We start from the raw sequence: 16,094 nt of genomic DNA, 5'->3' as shown, positions 1-16,094 counted from the left end.
ACATTTACTGAAATCCGGCCTTCAGCAGGCCTTCCCGGTAAAGATCTTTCTGCCATTTCTCCCTTACCGGCAGGATCGACAGCCATTTTTCAACCTCGAACAAAGGATTGAGTTCTTGCGCCTTGCGGCGATGCATTCGCGCCCTTCCCATATCTCCTGCCATCGCGTAACTGGCGGCAAGCAATCTACGCGCAGACGAGCCGTCGGCCATGCTTTCAATATGCGATATTGCATCAGTAAAGTTGCCCAGGAAAAAACTCGCACCCGCAGCAATCCAGCGATAATCATCCGGAGAGTCCGGATTGAGGGACATCGCCTTGATGATTTTCTCCAGGCCTTCAGCTGGTTTGGACGCGTGGACCAAGGCGTCGGCATAACCGCAGAGCGCATCGGCGAAATGCGGACTCAACCGCTCTGCCTCGTGAAAAGACTGAAGGCTTTCGTCTACGTCGCCACGGTAAAGAAGGGAAAGTCCAAGATCTCGGTGGGCGGCGGCAAGGTCGGGCGAAACCGAAACTGCTTGCCTGGCCAAGGTTTCGGCTTGCACGAGAAGCTTGCTGTCACCTCTGGCCGTCAGCACCCATTCCCAGGAAAACGTCCGCGAGAGCCCGGCCAAAGCGGGGGCGAAGTCGCCGCGCAGCTTTAACGTATCCTTGAGCGCGCTCCGCGCCCGACGCATGCCTGGCAGCGTGTAGTTGCTGAGATGTCGTGTGCTGAGGAGATACGATTGATAGACTTCGGGTTGCGTCCGGTATTCGCTGAGTTGACCAACACTCCTGCCAAGATGATCGGAGATAGCCGTCACGATGAGACCTGCAACCTCCTTTCGGCGAGAAACCAACGACCCTCCCGTGAGAGGAAAACGCTCCGCCCACAATACCGCATCTGCAGGCAGGAAGACCATCTGTGCGAACAGTCCTTCCTCCGAAATTTTCGTATCCACCACGTAGGAAATGGAATGGGTCTCAAGCTGTCCCAGCTTGTCGACATGTTCTCTGATTCTCGCTGCTGTATATGGTGCAACCACGGCCGCATTACGGAGTGAACAGAGCCCGATGGTGATATCGTCGATCAACGCCGTGGCTATACCCGAATGGACATTGCCTCCAACCGTCGGCGGAAGCAGGACAATACGTGGAAGCTCGCTATGGGCGACAACCTGCGAAGCGTGTTGGGGAATTGGCGAAAGCATCTGACGTTGTAGTTGAGCCTGCGGTCGCACCGCGTCGGCGTTTCCGGTTACCTGCCGGTGAGCCTCAAGCAAGATTTGCGCAACCGCTTCGTCCGCCGGGTCGTACTCAAGGAGAAGCTTGCCTCCTTCGCGGACAACCATCCAATGGGACCGCACCGTGGCATGGCCTGCCGCCTCGACGAAGATTTCCCGAAACTGCCACCAATAGTTCTGCTTCTGCCGCTCGATCCAGGTCCAAAGGGCACCGGAAGATCCTGCAACATTCAAAAACGGCCGCTCAATCAGCAGTTTTGTCGCGCGCAGTTTTTCGATCGGATCCAGGTCTGTAACGAAAGCATCAAAGTCAGCCTCGAGGCCGCCGGAAACACGCAAAGCAGATGCAGAGATTTCGAACGGGCTCCGCCAGCCCTGCGCCTCGCATTGCCGCACGCGCTCGATCATCTTGCGAAGGTTTAACCGGGCTGTTCCGGGATCACCCGGCCACAAGAGCGCAGCAAGATGTTCCCTTGATGGATCAGGGTTGCGGCTCGCTGCAAGATAGGCCGCGCAAAGCAGGGCCTTGCGCGGAAGCGGCAAATCACCTTTTCCGTGCTCCGTCAGGGCCAGCGGGCCGAAAGTCGTCAACTGCAACACGATACTTGCCCGTTTTCAACTCTTTGGATCTTCGCCGACCGAGCTGAGTTCCGCGGCGGCCAGTGACTTGACGAGATGAACGATACTCTGGCGGGTCCGGCCCTCCGGCAGGCGAATAAATGCGTGGTTCAATTCGAGCCCCTGCTTGCTCGAGAGGAATGTAACGATAGCATCCTCTTGCCGCGGATCGGACGGCATATCGTCATTTAAAGCGTCGGCATCGGTGAAAAAGTAGGCCACCGGGACTTGCAGGATGGACGCTATCATCTGGAGACGGCTTGCTCCGACGCGATTGGTCCCTTTTTCGTATTTTTGGACCTGTTGAAAGGTGATGCCGAGGCCTTCCGCAAGTTTTTCTTGTGACATGCGCAGCAAAAGCCTGCGAAGCTTTATCTTTCCCCCGACATGCACGTCGATAGGATCTGGTCCCAATTTGCGAGCCATCGTTTTCCCCTGGATGCTGCAGGTAAAGATGGTTGAAGTGGAAAGCCAATGCAACTTACTTATTGAATGGGTCGGCATTTAAATTTTGTCCTGCCGGACACATCGCACGCCTTCCGTGCCGCTCGTTTCAACCATTTCACTCGGCACCTTCGCCGCAAGTAGAGACTGTGTCTTCAAGTCCTGCGTTACATCACATAATTGAAACGCCGATGTTTGTGATTGCAACCATGGATCGTGTCACGATTGTTTCACGCCTTTTGCGGGATCGAATCGCGCTAGCCTGTTGCGAGAGCTACGGACCCCTCCAGTCCCCTTTGCCCCTTCACCCGATTTGGAAGGGGCATTTTTTTAGGTGTAATGTATGGATTTTGACCAAAGCCAATCCAGACTGCGCAAGCTTGTTGCCCAAAAGCTTCGCAAGGACAGCCAAAGGGATTTGCGGCAAGCGCTCGAATGTCACTTCGCGACGGAGATCGGCCGCCAAGGACCGCCTGAAACACTGGAAGCGCGCGAAGACAGTAGGTGAGCAAGCCTTATAATCTGGGCCAGCAACGGACTGGCATCGTGCCACGATGCTCTGGCGGCCATGCGATCTTCCAATCCTATCCGGTCTATTTGGATTGGGTTGCAAATGTGCGCATGTGGTCTCAACTTCTCGAAGTTGTGCCGAAAATCTACGAGCTTCGATATGTTCAGATTGATACCCGATCTGATCACCGCCCGTGCACACCGCCTGCGTTCAGTTTCGAAGACATGCCAAACCTTCGTTCGATCGCGTCCGCGGGTTCCGGAACTCCGAAGGCGTAGCCTTGCAGGATGTCCACGCCGAGCCCGGCAAGCACTTGGGCGTGCTCGACCGTCTCCACACCTTCGGCAACCACTTCCATGTCCAGTGTGCGTGCAATATCGACAAGAGATCCAACCAGCCGCTGCTGCGTGATACTCTGCAGCATCGGGAGAATGAGCTGACGATCGATCTTCACCCTATCTGGGCGCAGCTCGAGCAAGCCGAGCAGCGAGGCGTGGCCAGACCCCAGGTCATCAATCTCGATATCGATACCCAATTGCCGGATGGCGGTGATATTTTGTTTTATCTCCGGATTGAGTTCGTCGAGGAAAATAGTCTCGATGAGCTCGAAACTGATTTTTCCATGTGGGATGCGCAGCCGCTTCAGCTTGCACGCCAGGTTCGGATCAGCCAGCCGAGACGCTGACATGTTTACCGCGAGACGCGGCACACTCAGCCCGGCCGTTCGCCAACGCCTCAAATCCGACAGCACCTTATCCAGCATGACTTCGTCGATTTGGTCGATTAATCCGTTCGCGACAGCGATCGGGATAAATGTGCCCGGTAGCTTTATTTCCTGCCCATGTTTCCATCGAACAAGTGCTTCAAGCCCGACGACAGCATGGGTCAGTGCATCAACCTGCGGCTGGTAGAACGGGACGAGATCGCCAGCCTCGATGGCGTTGCGAAGCTCATAGAGAGTATGTTTTTCTGCAATCGAGGCAGCAGCCATTGCTGGCGAAAACCACTCGGACCGATTACGTCCATTTCTTTTGGCCTCATAAAGCGCTAGGTCGGAACAGGCCAGCAAGCCGTGGATGTCACTGGCAGGCGCATGGGCCACGCCAATCGAGCATGAGACGACGAAGTCACTCCCATTCAGCGATACCGGCACTTTCAGCTTGGCTCTAATCTCAGCAACAATATTCTCCATCGAGGCAAAGCCGTTTCCAGTCGCCAAAACAGCAAATTCATCGCCGCCCAAACGTGCGGCGACGTGTTCCGATCTGCTCGCTTCCTTGAGGACATTTGCGACATGGCAGATAACGACGTCACCACAGCCGTGGCCATAACGATCGTTGACCTCCTTGAAGTTGTCGATATCGACATGGCACAGAGAGACGAATTCTCCGTCTGACCAACGCGTCAGGCTGGCGCATAAGGCGTCGAAACTGCGCCTGTTGAGCAAGCCTGTCAGGTGATCATGGTCGGCGGCATACCTCGCCTCCTCCCGGCTTCGTTCAGCGGCCTCCCTTTCTTCAGCCAGTTCCTGTGTGCGCACGACATCTTCGGTTACGTCCCACTCTGCCCCGATGAAACACGGTTCGCCGTTGCCATCTATGAAGAACTTGGCTCGTGAACGCAGATGTCGAACACATCCGTCCGGGCGAATGATGCGGAACTGCGAGGCGTAATCCTCTCGTGCTGCTATGGCTTTCTGAAAAACCGCGTTTGCAGCTTCGCGATCGTCTGGGTGAACGCTTCCCAGCCAGACAACGTCGGTCGGGCCCTTCGGGACGCCGTAAAGTTCCTGCAACTGCTCATCCCATCGGGTCTGGTTCTTTCGCAGGTTGTGCTGCCAGATACCCATGCCCGAAGCTTCCAGTGCGATGTTCAACTGCCGGACGAGATCCTCGAGCTCGTTATTGGCCCAGATACGCTTATTCTCCAAGGCGACATCCACTGCTTCGATGAGTGGCGATAATAACATCGATTAATTAGTAAAACCTAAAAGGAGCTTCATCTGCTTTTGACTGTGACAGGCATTTTTTTGGCTTGGCCGGGAGAGCTGGCTGCTTTTTGAGGCCGACAGCGACTTGGCGTTCCGCACAACCTGTCACACTGCTCAAATCCAAAGGTAATTCGGCGTCTGGCCGCCCGACGGGCTCGGTGACGAAGAGGTCCCTGGATTCGTTCACTCGTCTCCTCCAGCCGGAGCCAACTAAGACCTATTTTTTCCTGCCGCTTGCGTGCCGCAGGCGGCAAGGGAGGCTCCGCCGAGGCCAACCGCTGACAGATTTGCGCCTTGCCGATCCTCGCCCTTGCCGCCTTTGCTCTTCGCGGCCTGCGGTATGGTTAGCCGGAACTCTGGAAAGGCACAGAAAGGCGATCGGAAAAATCATGGAGAGAGAAGAGATAGAAGCGCTACGCGCTGAGGTGAGCTGTGAAGTTCTCCTGGAAAGGGGCGGCTGGGCGATCGACGTCAAAGAGAGCACGCGCCGTGCGCTCAAATATCGCCGAGGCGGCAAGATCATCATCGTGACCCATGAGGGACGGGGCTGGTTCGATCCACTCGGCGACGGTAAGGGCGACGTCTTCGGGCTGGCAATGTTTTTGGACAGGACGCCATTCCACGCCGCCATGGAAAATGTGGCGTCGCTCGTCGGGTTCCAGCTATCGCGACCTGAATGGGAGCCGTCTCGCCCAATAAAAACGGATGAGAGTATCGACAAGCGGTGGCATGGCCGTCGCGCGCCTTGGCCCGGATCCCGGTCTTGGCGCTACTTGCGCTGGGCGCGCTGGATCCCGACCGCTATCGCCCGGCAGGCAATCCAGCAAGGTGTCCTGAGAGAGGGCCCCTTGGGCAGCATGTGGGCTGCCCATACCGATAACGATGGCAGTGTCGTGGGTTGGGAAGAACGCGGTGCTGACTGGCGCGGTTTTGCGTCCGGTGGTTCAAAAAATCTGTTTCGCCTAGGGCCGAGCGATGCCACCCGCCTTTGTGTCACGGAGGCGGCCATTGATGCGATGAGCCTGGCTGCGATCGAGGGCATGCGGGGCAACACGGTCTATGTCAGCACCGGCGGCGGATGGTCGCCAGCGACGGACGCGGCCCTTGTCGTACTTGCTGGTCGGCCCGGCATTCAGCTTATCGCTGCCACTGATGCCAATGCTCAAGGTGATATCTTTGCCGACCGGCTGCGGTCGATCGCCGAGGCAGCAAGTTGCGATTGGCAGCGGCTTCGCCCGCTGGCGGACGATTGGAACGAGGTTCTTCAGAACAGGAAAAAGGAGAAGCGAGAGGAAAGGATGGGAAGGAAGAGGCCTGCCGCATGCGCGCCGACCCGTACCGATGGAGCATTTCAGTTAGCCACCGAGCTGGATGCCAAGCGCAAACAGCTTCGTGAAGTCGAGGACGGTCCGGTAACCGATGTAATCGCCGAGACGGAGAAAATCGGAACCGCATCTGTTGCATAGTTGCGCTGCACAAAAAAAGGATGCCGTTCGATTTAAAAAAGGATCATAACATACCCAGCTGATGCATATGGCGACTTCCCAGTCGCGCAGCAGCCGTTCCCGTCTGGAGGTTCAAGATCTCCACTTTTTATGGGCGACGGTATCCGCCGGCTCGTGGAGCAAAGCGACAAAAGCAGGGTCCTTATCGATGGGTCCGCTGCGCGTTGCCGCCCTGTCGATTTCACGTTGCGCGATTGTTTTTCCGCTCTCGGGATCCGCGACCCTCGATCTTCTCTCGGTGTGGGCCGAGACATGTAGCAGCCACCAATGCATGCCGCGACTTGAAATCCTCCATCGTCAACAATATCTCGGGGTCACTTCCCGTCTGACGTCACTCTGTGCTGCGCCCCCCCCCGCGCCGCAGAATGGTTCCGGGATAGAGGAAAAGGCGCTCCCCCAATTGGGTTGAGCGCCTTTTTCGCGCTCGTGCGGCCTTGACCAAATCTTGGCTGTACCGGAAATCTGCACCAAACGCGTGCGTGGGAACCGATGCCATTTTACCTTGTTATACAAACCTCACTTGTCGAAGCCGATAGCGAGCATGCGGCCGCACAGAAGTCCGTTGATCAACTTCGATCCGGCGCGCGTGTCGCCGTTGAGGTGAAGACCGACGAGGCAACCATGTCGCACATTGTTATCGACTCAAATGAGAGGAGCTGGTCTCGGTCTATCGCAACCAAAGACTTGCCCGACCAGGTACCGGCAGGATCTGCTGATTCAACGGCCTTGGGTAAAAAGGCTCTCTTGAAGCGGATGATGGGCGATGCTATCGCCCTCGTATCCCGAAAATCCTGATGGCGCTAAGATTGACTTGATGGAGCCCCTTATCACTCGTCAGTCTCTCGCTAGTTCGTCTTTCAGAGCAGCATAGTCGTTGGGCCTCGAACGCATACTTGTCTGGTGAGGGGAGCCCGAATAGCTTTCAGCTTTTCAGCAGGAACGGATTTCATGCAGTTTGATTGTTACGCTTTCCAGATCCATCCAAAGCGCGACGACGAGGTACTTTTCAGCGCAACGATGGACGACTGCTACGCAGACGCTGTCGCCCATTGGGCGGATATCAAACTCAACCATCCCGATCTGGCGGCAGAAGGCTCAATCGCCATTTATCACTGCCGCATGATGTACCCGGACGTGTCGGTCATGCTGCTGGTGATGAACAGCGTCAACGATGCACATCGGATCCTTTTCGAGAGCTGTCTAATCGAGCGCAAGGTCGTGGCACTTGTGACAGACTAACAGGTCGCGCAAGCGCGGTAACGCCGTGCGATACCGATCAGCCCTGGCCTGATTTGCGCATCGGCATACGGTCGATCAGGCCGAACATATTGGCGTCTGTTACGACATCGGAACTGCGGAGCTTGACGCCACCATCCTTACCAATGAGCACAGCCTGAAACCTGTTGCCCTTGACGTTGGCAGCCTCGCGCAGCTTGCGCGCGTCGACCCCGGTCGCATCGCCGTGAACCGGTCGGACCCTCTCGCCGATGACCGTGAACACGACCATATCCCGGTCGGCCAGATCGCTCTCCTTCGCCCGCAGGATTTCCACCTGCTGCGCGAGCTTTGGATCGCCTGACCCGCCGAACAGGACGAGCACGCGGTTCTTCCACTCATATTTCCCCAGCTGATCCATCGCAGAGGTTTGCGTGGAAGCAATGCAGGCCAGAGCGATGGTGGATGCAATGATGATTTTCTTCATATCCGTTCTCCTGAAAGGTGGAGAACGTGCGCCAGGGTATGTCGTTCACTCACGACAACGTGTGGTCGTAACTTGCTTCGGCCAGCATTTTGGTTCTCTGGGCGTGGCCAATGCGGTTTGCGAGGAAAATTTGAGAAAAGGGAGGAGAAAGGGAACCCGTCGCCGATCAGCATTCCTGCAGCCGCTATCGCTCAACAGGCGCCTGTGCGATCGCGGCCGCTTGTGCTTCGCAGGGCTAAAAGCCCCGCTTGTCCCGCACAGCAGGGATACTCGGCTCGGCTGCCGTTGCGGCAGTCCAGCCGCGCGGCGGTCCGCGGGACGTTTTCGAGAAAAAATGAAGACAGGACGGGCTGGCAAGGCGCCGTTCCAGAGCGCCGAAAGGACAGATCCCATGGAGATCATGAAGGTTGGCCGAACATCAAACGACGACGAGCGTCGCTTCTTGGTGCCGAGCGATGAATATGCTGGGCGTGGCCAGTTCGGTTTCGTCGTAGATCCCGCCCGTCACGCGGAGTATGATGGGCGGTCTTCCTTCATCGGCTGGCGAGGCCGGGGGAACGGATCATGATCGACGTCCTCGTCCCAAACCGCTGGCGGAGGCAATCGGCGCCCGGCGTGAGACTCAGCGTCATCTCGATTGTCTGACCCAACAGGTTGCGGCGCGTGCCGGACGCCAGGCGATCACGGTGCAGAGCCGGCTGCGCCGCCGATCCGGTCCTCGTCTCTGTCATCAGGAGCTTGCCGATCACCTTACCTTCCAACGGGGGCGTGAACTCGACACACTTACATCAAGGCTGGTGGTGTAAGAGCAGATCATCGGTGAGTGCGAGCGGAACGGTGATGCGTCTGGTTTGCGCGTCGCGGTTTAGATGGACCCTTAGGAGGGGGCTGCGGGGTGGCTTTGCACGACGACGTGGCTCGGAGACTGCCAGGATGCTGGCCTTTGCCATATCATTCCCCACCACTTGCACGCGATGTCGGACCCGTACCGGACTGCCCTTCTTTCTCGCTGCGGTCTGAACCGGCGGCCGGTCGTTTCAAGGCCGCTTTCGCGCCGCGGAGCGGCCGATCCAACCTCACTGCGCGAGGACGGGCCTGCGGTCGCAAGCAGGTCAAAATCTGCTGGCCCGCAAACCTGTCCTGCTGGCTCAGTCGGATCGGACCTGTGAAGCCGCCCGTCCTTTGCCGGTTCTTGAGTGTCCGCATCGAAGGGCAGACCGGCACGGGCCGGAACCGCTTCGGCAGAAACGGAAGGAACAGACATGGCCAAGTCCGCCACCCCCAATCGCTCCAACGCCAGATCGCAGCAATCGCGCCGCGGCACCACACTCGAAATGGTCCGCCTCTCCTGTCCCGACGCCGTCCAGGCACTCAAGATCGCCGAAAGCTTCGGCACCACGGTCGTCGACAGCGATGGCATCCGCAGCCTGCACGAGCGGCTGATCGTCGAGACCGCCGACAGCCTCTCCGAAGGTCTGGGCGAAAAGGCCATGCAGATCCATCTGCAAAGGATCGTCGGGGCTTTCGTCGGATCGGCGCATGGTGCCGGACAGTTCTACTCCCGCGCCGTCACAGAGGCGCGCGACGCAACTGCCAAGGCATCGAACGATGCCCGCGATGAGGATCTCGATGGTCCGGTCGGGTACGATAGCGCCGCTCAGCGCAAGCGGGAATTCGCAGCCGACATGGGTGTCCAGTCCCACGCGCTACGCATGGCAGCCGAAGGCGCTGTGGCGGCCTACGAACAGGTGGTCGGAGAGACCTGGAAGCCGTTCGATCGGCCGGTCGAAAACCCGGGCGCATCGCTCGACCGCAAGGCAGCCGAAGCGCAGCTGGCCGCCTTCGGCTGAACGGTTTCGCGGGGCGCGAGCCCCGCAGCCCACAATTCAACTTCAAGGCTTGTATCCAGAGCCAGATTACCGGAGAAATACGGTATGCTCGTTTCCATCCAGCTCATTTGCGTCGCGCTCTCGCTGATCTTCGCCGCTACCATGTCGGTCGATCAATTCCGAGACCTCGCATTTCTCAAATATCGCGATGGGATCGTGCGCTATGCGATGTTCAGCTTCGTCGTCCTCACCTTCGTGATGTGCCTGCTGATCGCGATCATACGGCCTTACTAAGGCCGCTCCATTCCCAGAATGTGCTGATTTTGAAGGCTGACACCATCGGTGTCGGCCTTTTGTCGTTTCAATGGTGGCGGAGGAAAAGCAGGGCGCGCCGCTCGCGGCCCATCCCGTTCAGCGGCCCTGCCGGAGCCGGGCTGCCGATGCAACGGCTTTGCCGTCCTCCACGCTGTTGCGGCCGTTCCGGTGCATCACCATCCGATCGGCCCCGGTTTTAGGCCTCCGTGACGGACCGCGAGTGGCAAGGTCCTGGAAACGGAGAAAAGAAAATGGCCAAGAAACCGGAAGCGGATCGTACCGACATCTACACGCGGATCACGGATCGGATTGTTAAGGATCTCGAACGCGGCGTGCGCCCCTGGCTGAAGCCCTGGAGCGCTGCCAATACGAATGGCCGGATCACGCGGCCGTTGCGTCATAACGGCCTTCCCTACTCGGGCATGAATGTGCTCCTCCTCTGGTCGGAGCAGATGTCGCGTGGTTTTGCCTCGCCCATGTGGATGACGTTCAAGCAATCCCTCGAACTAGGTGGGGCTGTGCGTAAGGGGGAGACCGGCTCAACTGTGGTCTTCGCCAGTCGTTTCACCAAAGCGGTAGCAGACGGGAACGGCAGTGAAGTCGATCACGAGATCCCGTTTTTGAAGGCGTACAGCGTCTTCAATATCGAACAGATCGATGGATTACCGGAGAGCTATTATGCATCGCCGGCGCAGGTGATCGATCCGGTTGAGCGGATCGAGAATGCCGATCGGTTCTTCCGAAATACCGGCGCCAAGGTCCGGCACGGCGGCAACCAAGCCTATTATTCGCCTGTTACAGACCACATCCAGATGCCGCCGTTCGAAGCTTTCCGCGATGCTGCCAGTTACGCGGCGGTTCTCGCTCATGAGTCGACGCATTGGACGGCGCATGAGGGGCGCGTCGGGCGGGATCTCTCCCGTTATGCTAAGGATCGGACCAATCGTGCGCGCGAAGAACTGATCGCCGAGCTCGGCAGTTGCTTCCTGTGCGCTGATCTCGGCATCGCCCCGGAATTTGAGCCGCGGCCGGATCACGCGCCCTACCTGCAGTCTTGGCTATCGGTGCTTTCCAACGATCGGCGGGCGATCTTCCAGGCGGCGGCGCATGCGCAGCGCGCGGTGGCGTTCCTGCATTCCCTGCAGCCGGAGGCGGATGAATTCACGCGGGCGGCATGAGCTGGCGCCGGCAAGTTTGATCAGGTGCGGTCGTCACCACCGGTGGCGGCCCGCCGATCTGTATCCTCCTGGTCTTTAAGACCTTGCGAGATGTCCGCACCAAGCCTTCCCCAGATCGACGGCTTTGCAGCATCGGGCCTGGGCTTGCGGGACGGCTTTCGTTCAATGACGAACGGCTTTGTCGGTTGGCGCATGCGGGTTCTGTTGTCCTCCGGTCGACGAATCGCAACCCGACGATACCGCACCGAATATCGGTGGCAATGGCTCTCTCCGGGGATATCGACAGGGGTATTTCGAGCCGAACATGTCTGTCCAAGGTTCAGGTTTGGGCCGGTGACATCCGGGTTCCATGGTGTCATGGTCCCATGGCCGACGCCAGCCATTGCCGTGATCCTGTGAAATGCGTCCTGGGGCTCCATCTGCGGGCTCAATGCGGCTTGTCTGACCGGAAACCGGCTTCGCCTCGATCGTCCTCCCGCAACGGCAGGGCTCGGATTTCTTACCCCGGCCGGCAAGCCGCCCTCCTCTCCCTCCAAGAAATCCGACCCCAGCCGCCTTCCACTCCGTTTCAGCCCTATGGGTGCGGTCCGATCGTTCCCGATCTTTGCGACAGCCATCGAGGCCGCACTGGAGCGGCCCGAAACAGCGAAAGGAACACGACAATGGCTACCATCGGCACCTTCACCTCCGAAAAGAACGGCTTCTCCGGCTCGATCCGCACCCTCGCCCTCAACGTCAAGGCTCGCATCACCCGGGTCGAAAATCCTTCGGAGAAAGGCCCGCAGTTCCGCGTCTACGCCGGAACGGTCGAGCTCGGCGCCGCCTGGCAGAAGACCTCAGAACAGGGCCGCGACTACCTCTCGGTCAAGCTCGACGATCCGAGCTTCCCGGCCCCGATCTACGCGACACTCACCGAAGTCGAAGATGGTCTTCAGCTCATCTGGTCCCGACTGAACCGGGACTGATCGGGATCACGAGGCTCCGCCGCTGGCGGAGCCCCATCTTCATTTAAGAAGACGCCGCGCGGCTATCGCGCGTCGAACCTGGCAAGCATCTTGCGCAATTGCGCGTTCTGCTCGGTGAGTTTTTTGGCCAGCTCGCGCCGCAGCTCAGCGACATCAGCATCGAGGTCGGCCATTTCGTCCAGGATCGATTTCGGGCCAGCCGAGATCGTCGGAGCCGACACGTCGGATTTGCCGGCCGCCACCACAGGCTCGGCGACCGGCGCAATCTTCCTTGCGCGCGTCGGCGCCGGCTTTGCCAGTGCCTTTTCAGCCCTTATTGGTGGGGAAACCGGCTCGACGGGCATAGACGGAGCTGCCGTTGGCTCGGGCGCCTCGCCCGAAACCGTAGGTGCTTCCTCTCCGATCGAGGGCACTGTTTCGGCGACCGCGTCGGCCGCAGGTTCCCGATTGGAGCGAAGCACTTCCTTGGCGTCTTCGACATTCGCTTCTTTGTCGATGTGTGGTTCTTCGACAGCAGGCTTGTATTCAAGGGCGATCGTGTCAGGCGCTAGCGCCCCGACTTCGTCGTTAACTTCTGCTTTCGGCTTACGCGACACCAGGTCAGCCACAAATCTCCATGGTGTTCTCATCGCAAAAACCCTTCAAGCATCGCGGCGGATATTCGCCGCAGTCATTTTCCTGCCGGCTCCGTTTGGTGCCGACCCTATCGAGCGCAAGATCGGCGGCGCCTCGTCTGTTGGACAAGGCGCCGCGCAAAACGCGCATCAAGCCTTGCCGAGGCGCTTGCGCAGATCGGCATTCTCGCTACGCAACTTTTCGGAAAGCTCTTTGCGGAGCTGCTTGTTTTCTTCCTCGAGCTTGATCAGGTCGGCGATATCGTCAATCGCCTCGATCGAGGCAGCAGGGGCAGAAGCTGCAGCGTTTACACGAGGCGCGCGTGTCGTGACCTTCTTCGGTTCAGCGACAGTCTTTTCAGCCTTGACCGGAACGGTCTTGGAGCCGCGTTTTGCACGCGTCTTCTTGGCAGGCTTTTCCGCAGATGCTGCCGTTGTGTCGACGGTGCTGGCGTCAGCAGCGGCCGGCTTCGGCGCACGTGGCTTGCGGGTCTTCTTTTCAACGGGGGCGGTGGCCGGCGCTTCGGGCGTGGCAGCTGTCTCAATCGTGGTGTCGTCGGCCATCAGTGTTCTCCTCTGTCAGGCGGGCAAGCATTTGTTTCCTCGTGACTTAAAGTCAATGCAGCGTGCCGCCATTTCGATGTCAATCGGTGCGTTTCGGCCTTGTCATGAGCGAATTCCTTTCATCGCGCGACAAAGAGCCGGTTCAGGGCGGGCTCTATGAGGCATGTCTGACCGAAAGCCGGCTTCGCCTCGATTGTCCTCCCGCAACGGCGGGTTTGGGATTTCTTACCCCGGGACAAGCCCTTCCTCTCCCTCCAAGAAATCCCAAACCCGCCGCCTGCCATTGCATTTCGCCCTTCGGGTGCGGGCCAATCGCTCCCGGTCTTGTCGACTGCCATCGAGGCCGCACTGGAGCGGCCCGAAGCAACAAAAGGAATTCGAACATGGCTACCATCGGCACCTTCACCTCGACCGAAAACGGGTTCAGCGGCTCCATCCGTACCCTCGCCCTCAACGTCAAGGCCCGCATCGCCCGCGTCGAGAACCCGTCCGACAAGGGCCCGCAGTTTCGCGTCTACGCCGGCAGCGTCGAGCTCGGCGCCGCCTGGCAGAAGACCTCGGAGCAAGGTCGCGACTACCTCTCGGTAAAGCTCGACGATCCGAGCTTCCCGGCTCCCATCTACGCGACGCTCGCCGAGGTCGAAGGCGAAGACGGGCTCCAGCTCATCTGGTCCCGCCCGAACCGGGACTGAGCAAGGATCACGAGGCTCCGCCGACGGCGGGGCCTCTCTTCCAGCAAACACGGCATATGCAGCAATTACAGCATCCACAGCATTGCTGTAATTGCTGGATTTCGAGCCGCAGACTCTCTATAGTGCAGTCTATGACCGCGAAGGAGCGAAATATGGCCAACCGATCCTATACGACGAGCGATCTGTCCCGGAAATCCGGCGACATCATCGCCGACGCGCTGCGTCATCCGGTGATTGTCACACAGCGCAGCAAGCCGCGTCTCGTCATCTTGAACATCGACGATTACGAGCGGTTGAGGAAAGGCGCGGATGCCCGAGCCGTCGGCACGATTGACACAATGTCCGACGCCTTGTTCGCCGACATGGAGCGCGCCGTCGAGCAATATGCCGATGACGATGAGATGGGTCGATGAGCGTCTACGACGAGATCCAGACCGCAGCCATCATTCGTTATCCGTATCTTTGGGCTCGCGAGGCCGGCAAGGGCGAGACCGAGGGTCGCAAGGAGCGCCCTGTCGCGGTGGGTGTGCGCATCCCTCGCGTCGGCGGAGATCTGGTCCTGTTCTTCCCGATCACCACCAAGCAGCCGGAGCGCGGCCGCTTTGCGTTCGAGATCCCGACGATCGAAAAACGTCGGGCCGGTCTCGATGTCGACCGCCAGCTCTGGATCATCGTGGACGAGTATAACAGCGACCTGATCGGTGCTTCGTTCTATCTCGAACCGGAGCCGCCGATCGGCCGCTTCAGCAAGGCATTCTTCCTGCCGATCCTTCGCGAATTCATCGCGCGCCGCAAATCTTTCTCCGAGGTCAGCCGTCACCGCTGAGTTGACAGTCTCCGTTTGATCAAGCCCCTGAACCGCGTCGAGCGCTTCAGGGGCTTTTTGCTGCCATGCGGAGAGGTGGGGTAGCTGCTCAGAATGCGCGATGGTGCCAAGCGGCAATGCCGGCCTCAAGGATGAGCGGTGCCCCCAATTTACTCCTGCCGCCCTGGCGGGCAGCCTCCGCAAATCGGCTCCCCCACTCCCCGGCTCTGCCGGTCGCTTGCGCGATCCTTGACCCCGCCATCCCCTCTCGGACTCGCCGGTCATCTTTCACAAGCGTCAGGAGACGAAGATGATCTACGAACTCGCAATCCAGATCGAAGAACTGCGGGCCGAGCTGCGCAACACTGAAAACGGTGCAGAGCGCCGTCAGATCGAGGCCGAGCTCGAAATAGCCCAGGCGGAACTGATCGTCGCGGGAGCCGAGCTTGACGGTCTTACAGAAATCGAACCGCCTTTCTGACGCGGCTTTCATCGATATCGGGAATGGTGCGGATCGTGCATCCCGCCGCAATTTGGTGCGGCACTTATTCCCTATCCACAGTTAGTCTCCGCGACGAGACGCAACCGGCACGAAAGAATATATCCAACTGCTTGCGCCGCCGTCTTCAGCTCTCCTGGCGATGATATCGCGGTACGGTCGCATATCCCCTCCCACGTTTCTGGCGGAGCAGATCGAGGAAAAGGATCACGGCGTCCTTTTCCCCCTCGAAATGATGAACTATCGTCTGCCCCCTCGTGCCAATCCGCCCCCAGCGACGCGTGAGGCATGTTTCCCCAAAGAGGGTCGGCTCGATGGACATCGCATAGAAGCGGGCCATGTTTCGGCTGACGTCGATTCTTTCGACATAGAGCTGGTAGCGCTGACTTATCATGGCGACAGAATCGCGCGCCATTGCCTTTGCGTCCAACGAGTGTTTTGAATCGGTCGTGGGCGAACGATTCATTCTCGTGAAGAGTGGAGGAAGCGGAGCATGGATCAAAACCATCGACACGCAAGCGGTCCGCGCAACCACATCTCCGATAGGTGCGAGCGTTTCTGCAGAGGCGATAGCCTCAAGTGTCATCACTGGCGTGAAAATCGTAACGGCTACCAAGATATGCCGCTCGATCAGCGCC

General features: G+C 58.9%; 19 protein-coding genes and 1 pseudogene. 11 read left to right on the top strand and 9 right to left on the bottom strand.

Annotated elements, in window-relative coordinates; all coding sequences use genetic code 11:
* Window positions 1–4 precede the first annotated feature (4 nt).
* The 3 genes from AC2GXZ_RS28575 to AC2GXZ_RS28565 form a co-directional block, all read right to left on the bottom strand.
* Window positions 5–1,825, bottom strand: coding sequence for a peptide antibiotic resistance protein (locus AC2GXZ_RS28575; protein WP_483762646.1), 1,821 nt, complete (start codon window positions 1,823–1,825; stop codon window positions 5–7).
* A 15-nt stretch (window positions 1,826–1,840) separates the two neighbouring features.
* A complete protein-coding gene (locus tag AC2GXZ_RS28570) occupies window positions 1,841–2,269 on the bottom strand; it encodes a helix-turn-helix domain-containing protein (RefSeq protein WP_483762645.1) in 429 nt (142 codons plus the stop codon).
* Between the two features lie 713 nt (window positions 2,270–2,982).
* Complete coding sequence (locus AC2GXZ_RS28565; protein ID WP_483762644.1) at window positions 2,983–4,728, bottom strand: bifunctional diguanylate cyclase/phosphodiesterase; 1,746 nt, start codon at window positions 4,726–4,728, stop codon at window positions 2,983–2,985.
* Between the two features lie 449 nt (window positions 4,729–5,177).
* Here AC2GXZ_RS28565 and AC2GXZ_RS28560 point away from each other — a divergent pair, with 449 nt between their 5' ends.
* A complete protein-coding gene (locus AC2GXZ_RS28560) occupies window positions 5,178–6,254 on the top strand; it encodes a DUF3991 and toprim domain-containing protein (protein WP_483762643.1) in 1,077 nt (358 codons plus the stop codon).
* A 987-nt stretch (window positions 6,255–7,241) separates the two neighbouring features.
* Window positions 7,242–7,532, top strand: coding sequence for a hypothetical protein (locus AC2GXZ_RS28555; RefSeq protein ID WP_483762642.1), 291 nt, complete (start codon window positions 7,242–7,244; stop codon window positions 7,530–7,532).
* Window positions 7,533–7,569: 37 nt separating this feature from the next.
* Here the strand turns inward: AC2GXZ_RS28555 and AC2GXZ_RS28550 are convergent, their stop codons facing one another.
* Window positions 7,570–7,995, bottom strand: coding sequence for a DUF4174 domain-containing protein (locus AC2GXZ_RS28550; protein WP_483762641.1), 426 nt, complete (start codon window positions 7,993–7,995; stop codon window positions 7,570–7,572).
* Window positions 7,996–8,422: 427 nt separating this feature from the next.
* Here AC2GXZ_RS28550 and AC2GXZ_RS28545 point away from each other — a divergent pair.
* Window positions 8,423–8,563: pseudogene (locus AC2GXZ_RS28545) on the top strand (DUF7007 domain-containing protein); the annotation flags it as partial.
* Here the strand turns inward: AC2GXZ_RS28545 and AC2GXZ_RS28540 are convergent.
* Complete coding sequence (locus AC2GXZ_RS28540; protein WP_483762664.1) at window positions 8,529–8,744, bottom strand: hypothetical protein; 216 nt, start codon at window positions 8,742–8,744, stop codon at window positions 8,529–8,531. The pseudogene AC2GXZ_RS28545 and the gene AC2GXZ_RS28540 sit on opposite strands and share 35 nt — an antisense overlap.
* Before the next feature lie 513 nt (window positions 8,745–9,257).
* Between AC2GXZ_RS28540 and AC2GXZ_RS28535 the strand changes: the two genes are divergently transcribed.
* The 3 genes from AC2GXZ_RS28535 (at window position 9,258) to AC2GXZ_RS28525 (ending at window position 11,317) form a co-directional block, all read left to right on the top strand.
* Window positions 9,258–9,845 carry a hypothetical protein gene (locus AC2GXZ_RS28535; protein WP_483762640.1) on the top strand — a complete coding sequence of 196 codons (588 nt, stop codon included), beginning with the start codon at window positions 9,258–9,260 and terminating at the stop codon, window positions 9,843–9,845.
* Between the two features lie 84 nt (window positions 9,846–9,929).
* Window positions 9,930–10,118 (top strand): hypothetical protein, encoded by a 189-nt coding sequence (locus tag AC2GXZ_RS28530; protein WP_483762639.1) that lies wholly within the window; start codon window positions 9,930–9,932, stop codon window positions 10,116–10,118.
* A gap of 272 nt (window positions 10,119–10,390) precedes the next feature.
* Window positions 10,391–11,317, top strand: a complete 927-nt coding sequence (locus tag AC2GXZ_RS28525) for an ArdC family protein (protein ID WP_483762638.1) — start codon at window positions 10,391–10,393, stop codon at window positions 11,315–11,317.
* 20 nt (window positions 11,318–11,337) lie between these two features.
* Here the strand turns inward: AC2GXZ_RS28525 and AC2GXZ_RS28520 are convergent, their stop codons facing one another.
* Entirely contained in the window at window positions 11,338–11,511 is a 174-nt protein-coding gene (locus AC2GXZ_RS28520) for a hypothetical protein (protein ID WP_483762637.1), read from the bottom strand.
* A gap of 468 nt (window positions 11,512–11,979) precedes the next feature.
* Here AC2GXZ_RS28520 and AC2GXZ_RS28515 point away from each other — a divergent pair, with 468 nt between their 5' ends.
* Window positions 11,980–12,282 carry a DUF736 domain-containing protein gene (locus AC2GXZ_RS28515; protein ID WP_483762636.1) on the top strand — a complete coding sequence of 101 codons (303 nt, stop codon included), beginning with the start codon at window positions 11,980–11,982 and terminating at the stop codon, window positions 12,280–12,282.
* Window positions 12,283–12,344: 62 nt separating this feature from the next.
* On the opposite strand, the gene AC2GXZ_RS28510 is transcribed toward AC2GXZ_RS28515, so the two are convergent.
* Together AC2GXZ_RS28510 and AC2GXZ_RS28505 are read right to left on the bottom strand one after the other, a co-directional pair.
* Window positions 12,345–12,890 (bottom strand): hypothetical protein, encoded by a 546-nt coding sequence (locus tag AC2GXZ_RS28510; RefSeq protein WP_483762635.1) that lies wholly within the window; start codon window positions 12,888–12,890, stop codon window positions 12,345–12,347.
* Window positions 12,891–13,046: 156 nt separating this feature from the next.
* Entirely contained in the window at window positions 13,047–13,460 is a 414-nt protein-coding gene (locus AC2GXZ_RS28505; RefSeq protein ID WP_483762634.1) for a transcriptional regulator, read from the bottom strand.
* Between the two features lie 383 nt (window positions 13,461–13,843).
* On the opposite strand from AC2GXZ_RS28505, the gene AC2GXZ_RS28500 reads away from it, so the two are divergent.
* The 4 genes from AC2GXZ_RS28500 to AC2GXZ_RS28485 all read left to right on the top strand — a co-directional run bounded on the left by AC2GXZ_RS28500 (window position 13,844) and on the right by AC2GXZ_RS28485 (window position 15,438).
* A complete protein-coding gene (locus AC2GXZ_RS28500) occupies window positions 13,844–14,152 on the top strand; it encodes a DUF736 domain-containing protein (RefSeq protein ID WP_483762633.1) in 309 nt (102 codons plus the stop codon).
* 152 nt (window positions 14,153–14,304) lie between these two features.
* Entirely contained in the window at window positions 14,305–14,565 is a 261-nt protein-coding gene (locus tag AC2GXZ_RS28495) for a type II toxin-antitoxin system prevent-host-death family antitoxin (protein ID WP_483762632.1), read from the top strand.
* Window positions 14,562–14,978 (top strand): hypothetical protein, encoded by a 417-nt coding sequence (locus AC2GXZ_RS28490; RefSeq protein WP_483762631.1) that lies wholly within the window; start codon window positions 14,562–14,564, stop codon window positions 14,976–14,978. Before AC2GXZ_RS28495 ends, AC2GXZ_RS28490 begins: the two co-directional genes overlap by 4 nt.
* A gap of 289 nt (window positions 14,979–15,267) precedes the next feature.
* Complete coding sequence (locus AC2GXZ_RS28485) at window positions 15,268–15,438, top strand: hypothetical protein (RefSeq protein WP_483762630.1); 171 nt, start codon at window positions 15,268–15,270, stop codon at window positions 15,436–15,438.
* A 145-nt stretch (window positions 15,439–15,583) separates the two neighbouring features.
* Here AC2GXZ_RS28485 and AC2GXZ_RS28480 read toward each other — a convergent pair whose 3' ends face one another.
* Window positions 15,584–15,871, bottom strand: coding sequence for a WGR domain-containing protein (locus AC2GXZ_RS28480; RefSeq protein WP_483762629.1), 288 nt, complete (start codon window positions 15,869–15,871; stop codon window positions 15,584–15,586).
* Window positions 15,872–16,094 lie beyond the last annotated feature (223 nt).

It is taken from the genome of Aliirhizobium sp. YIM B11859 (assembly GCF_057163345.1).
Note: the sequence above shows the minus strand (reverse complement) of the source record. Positions and strands in the feature narration are given on the sequence as shown.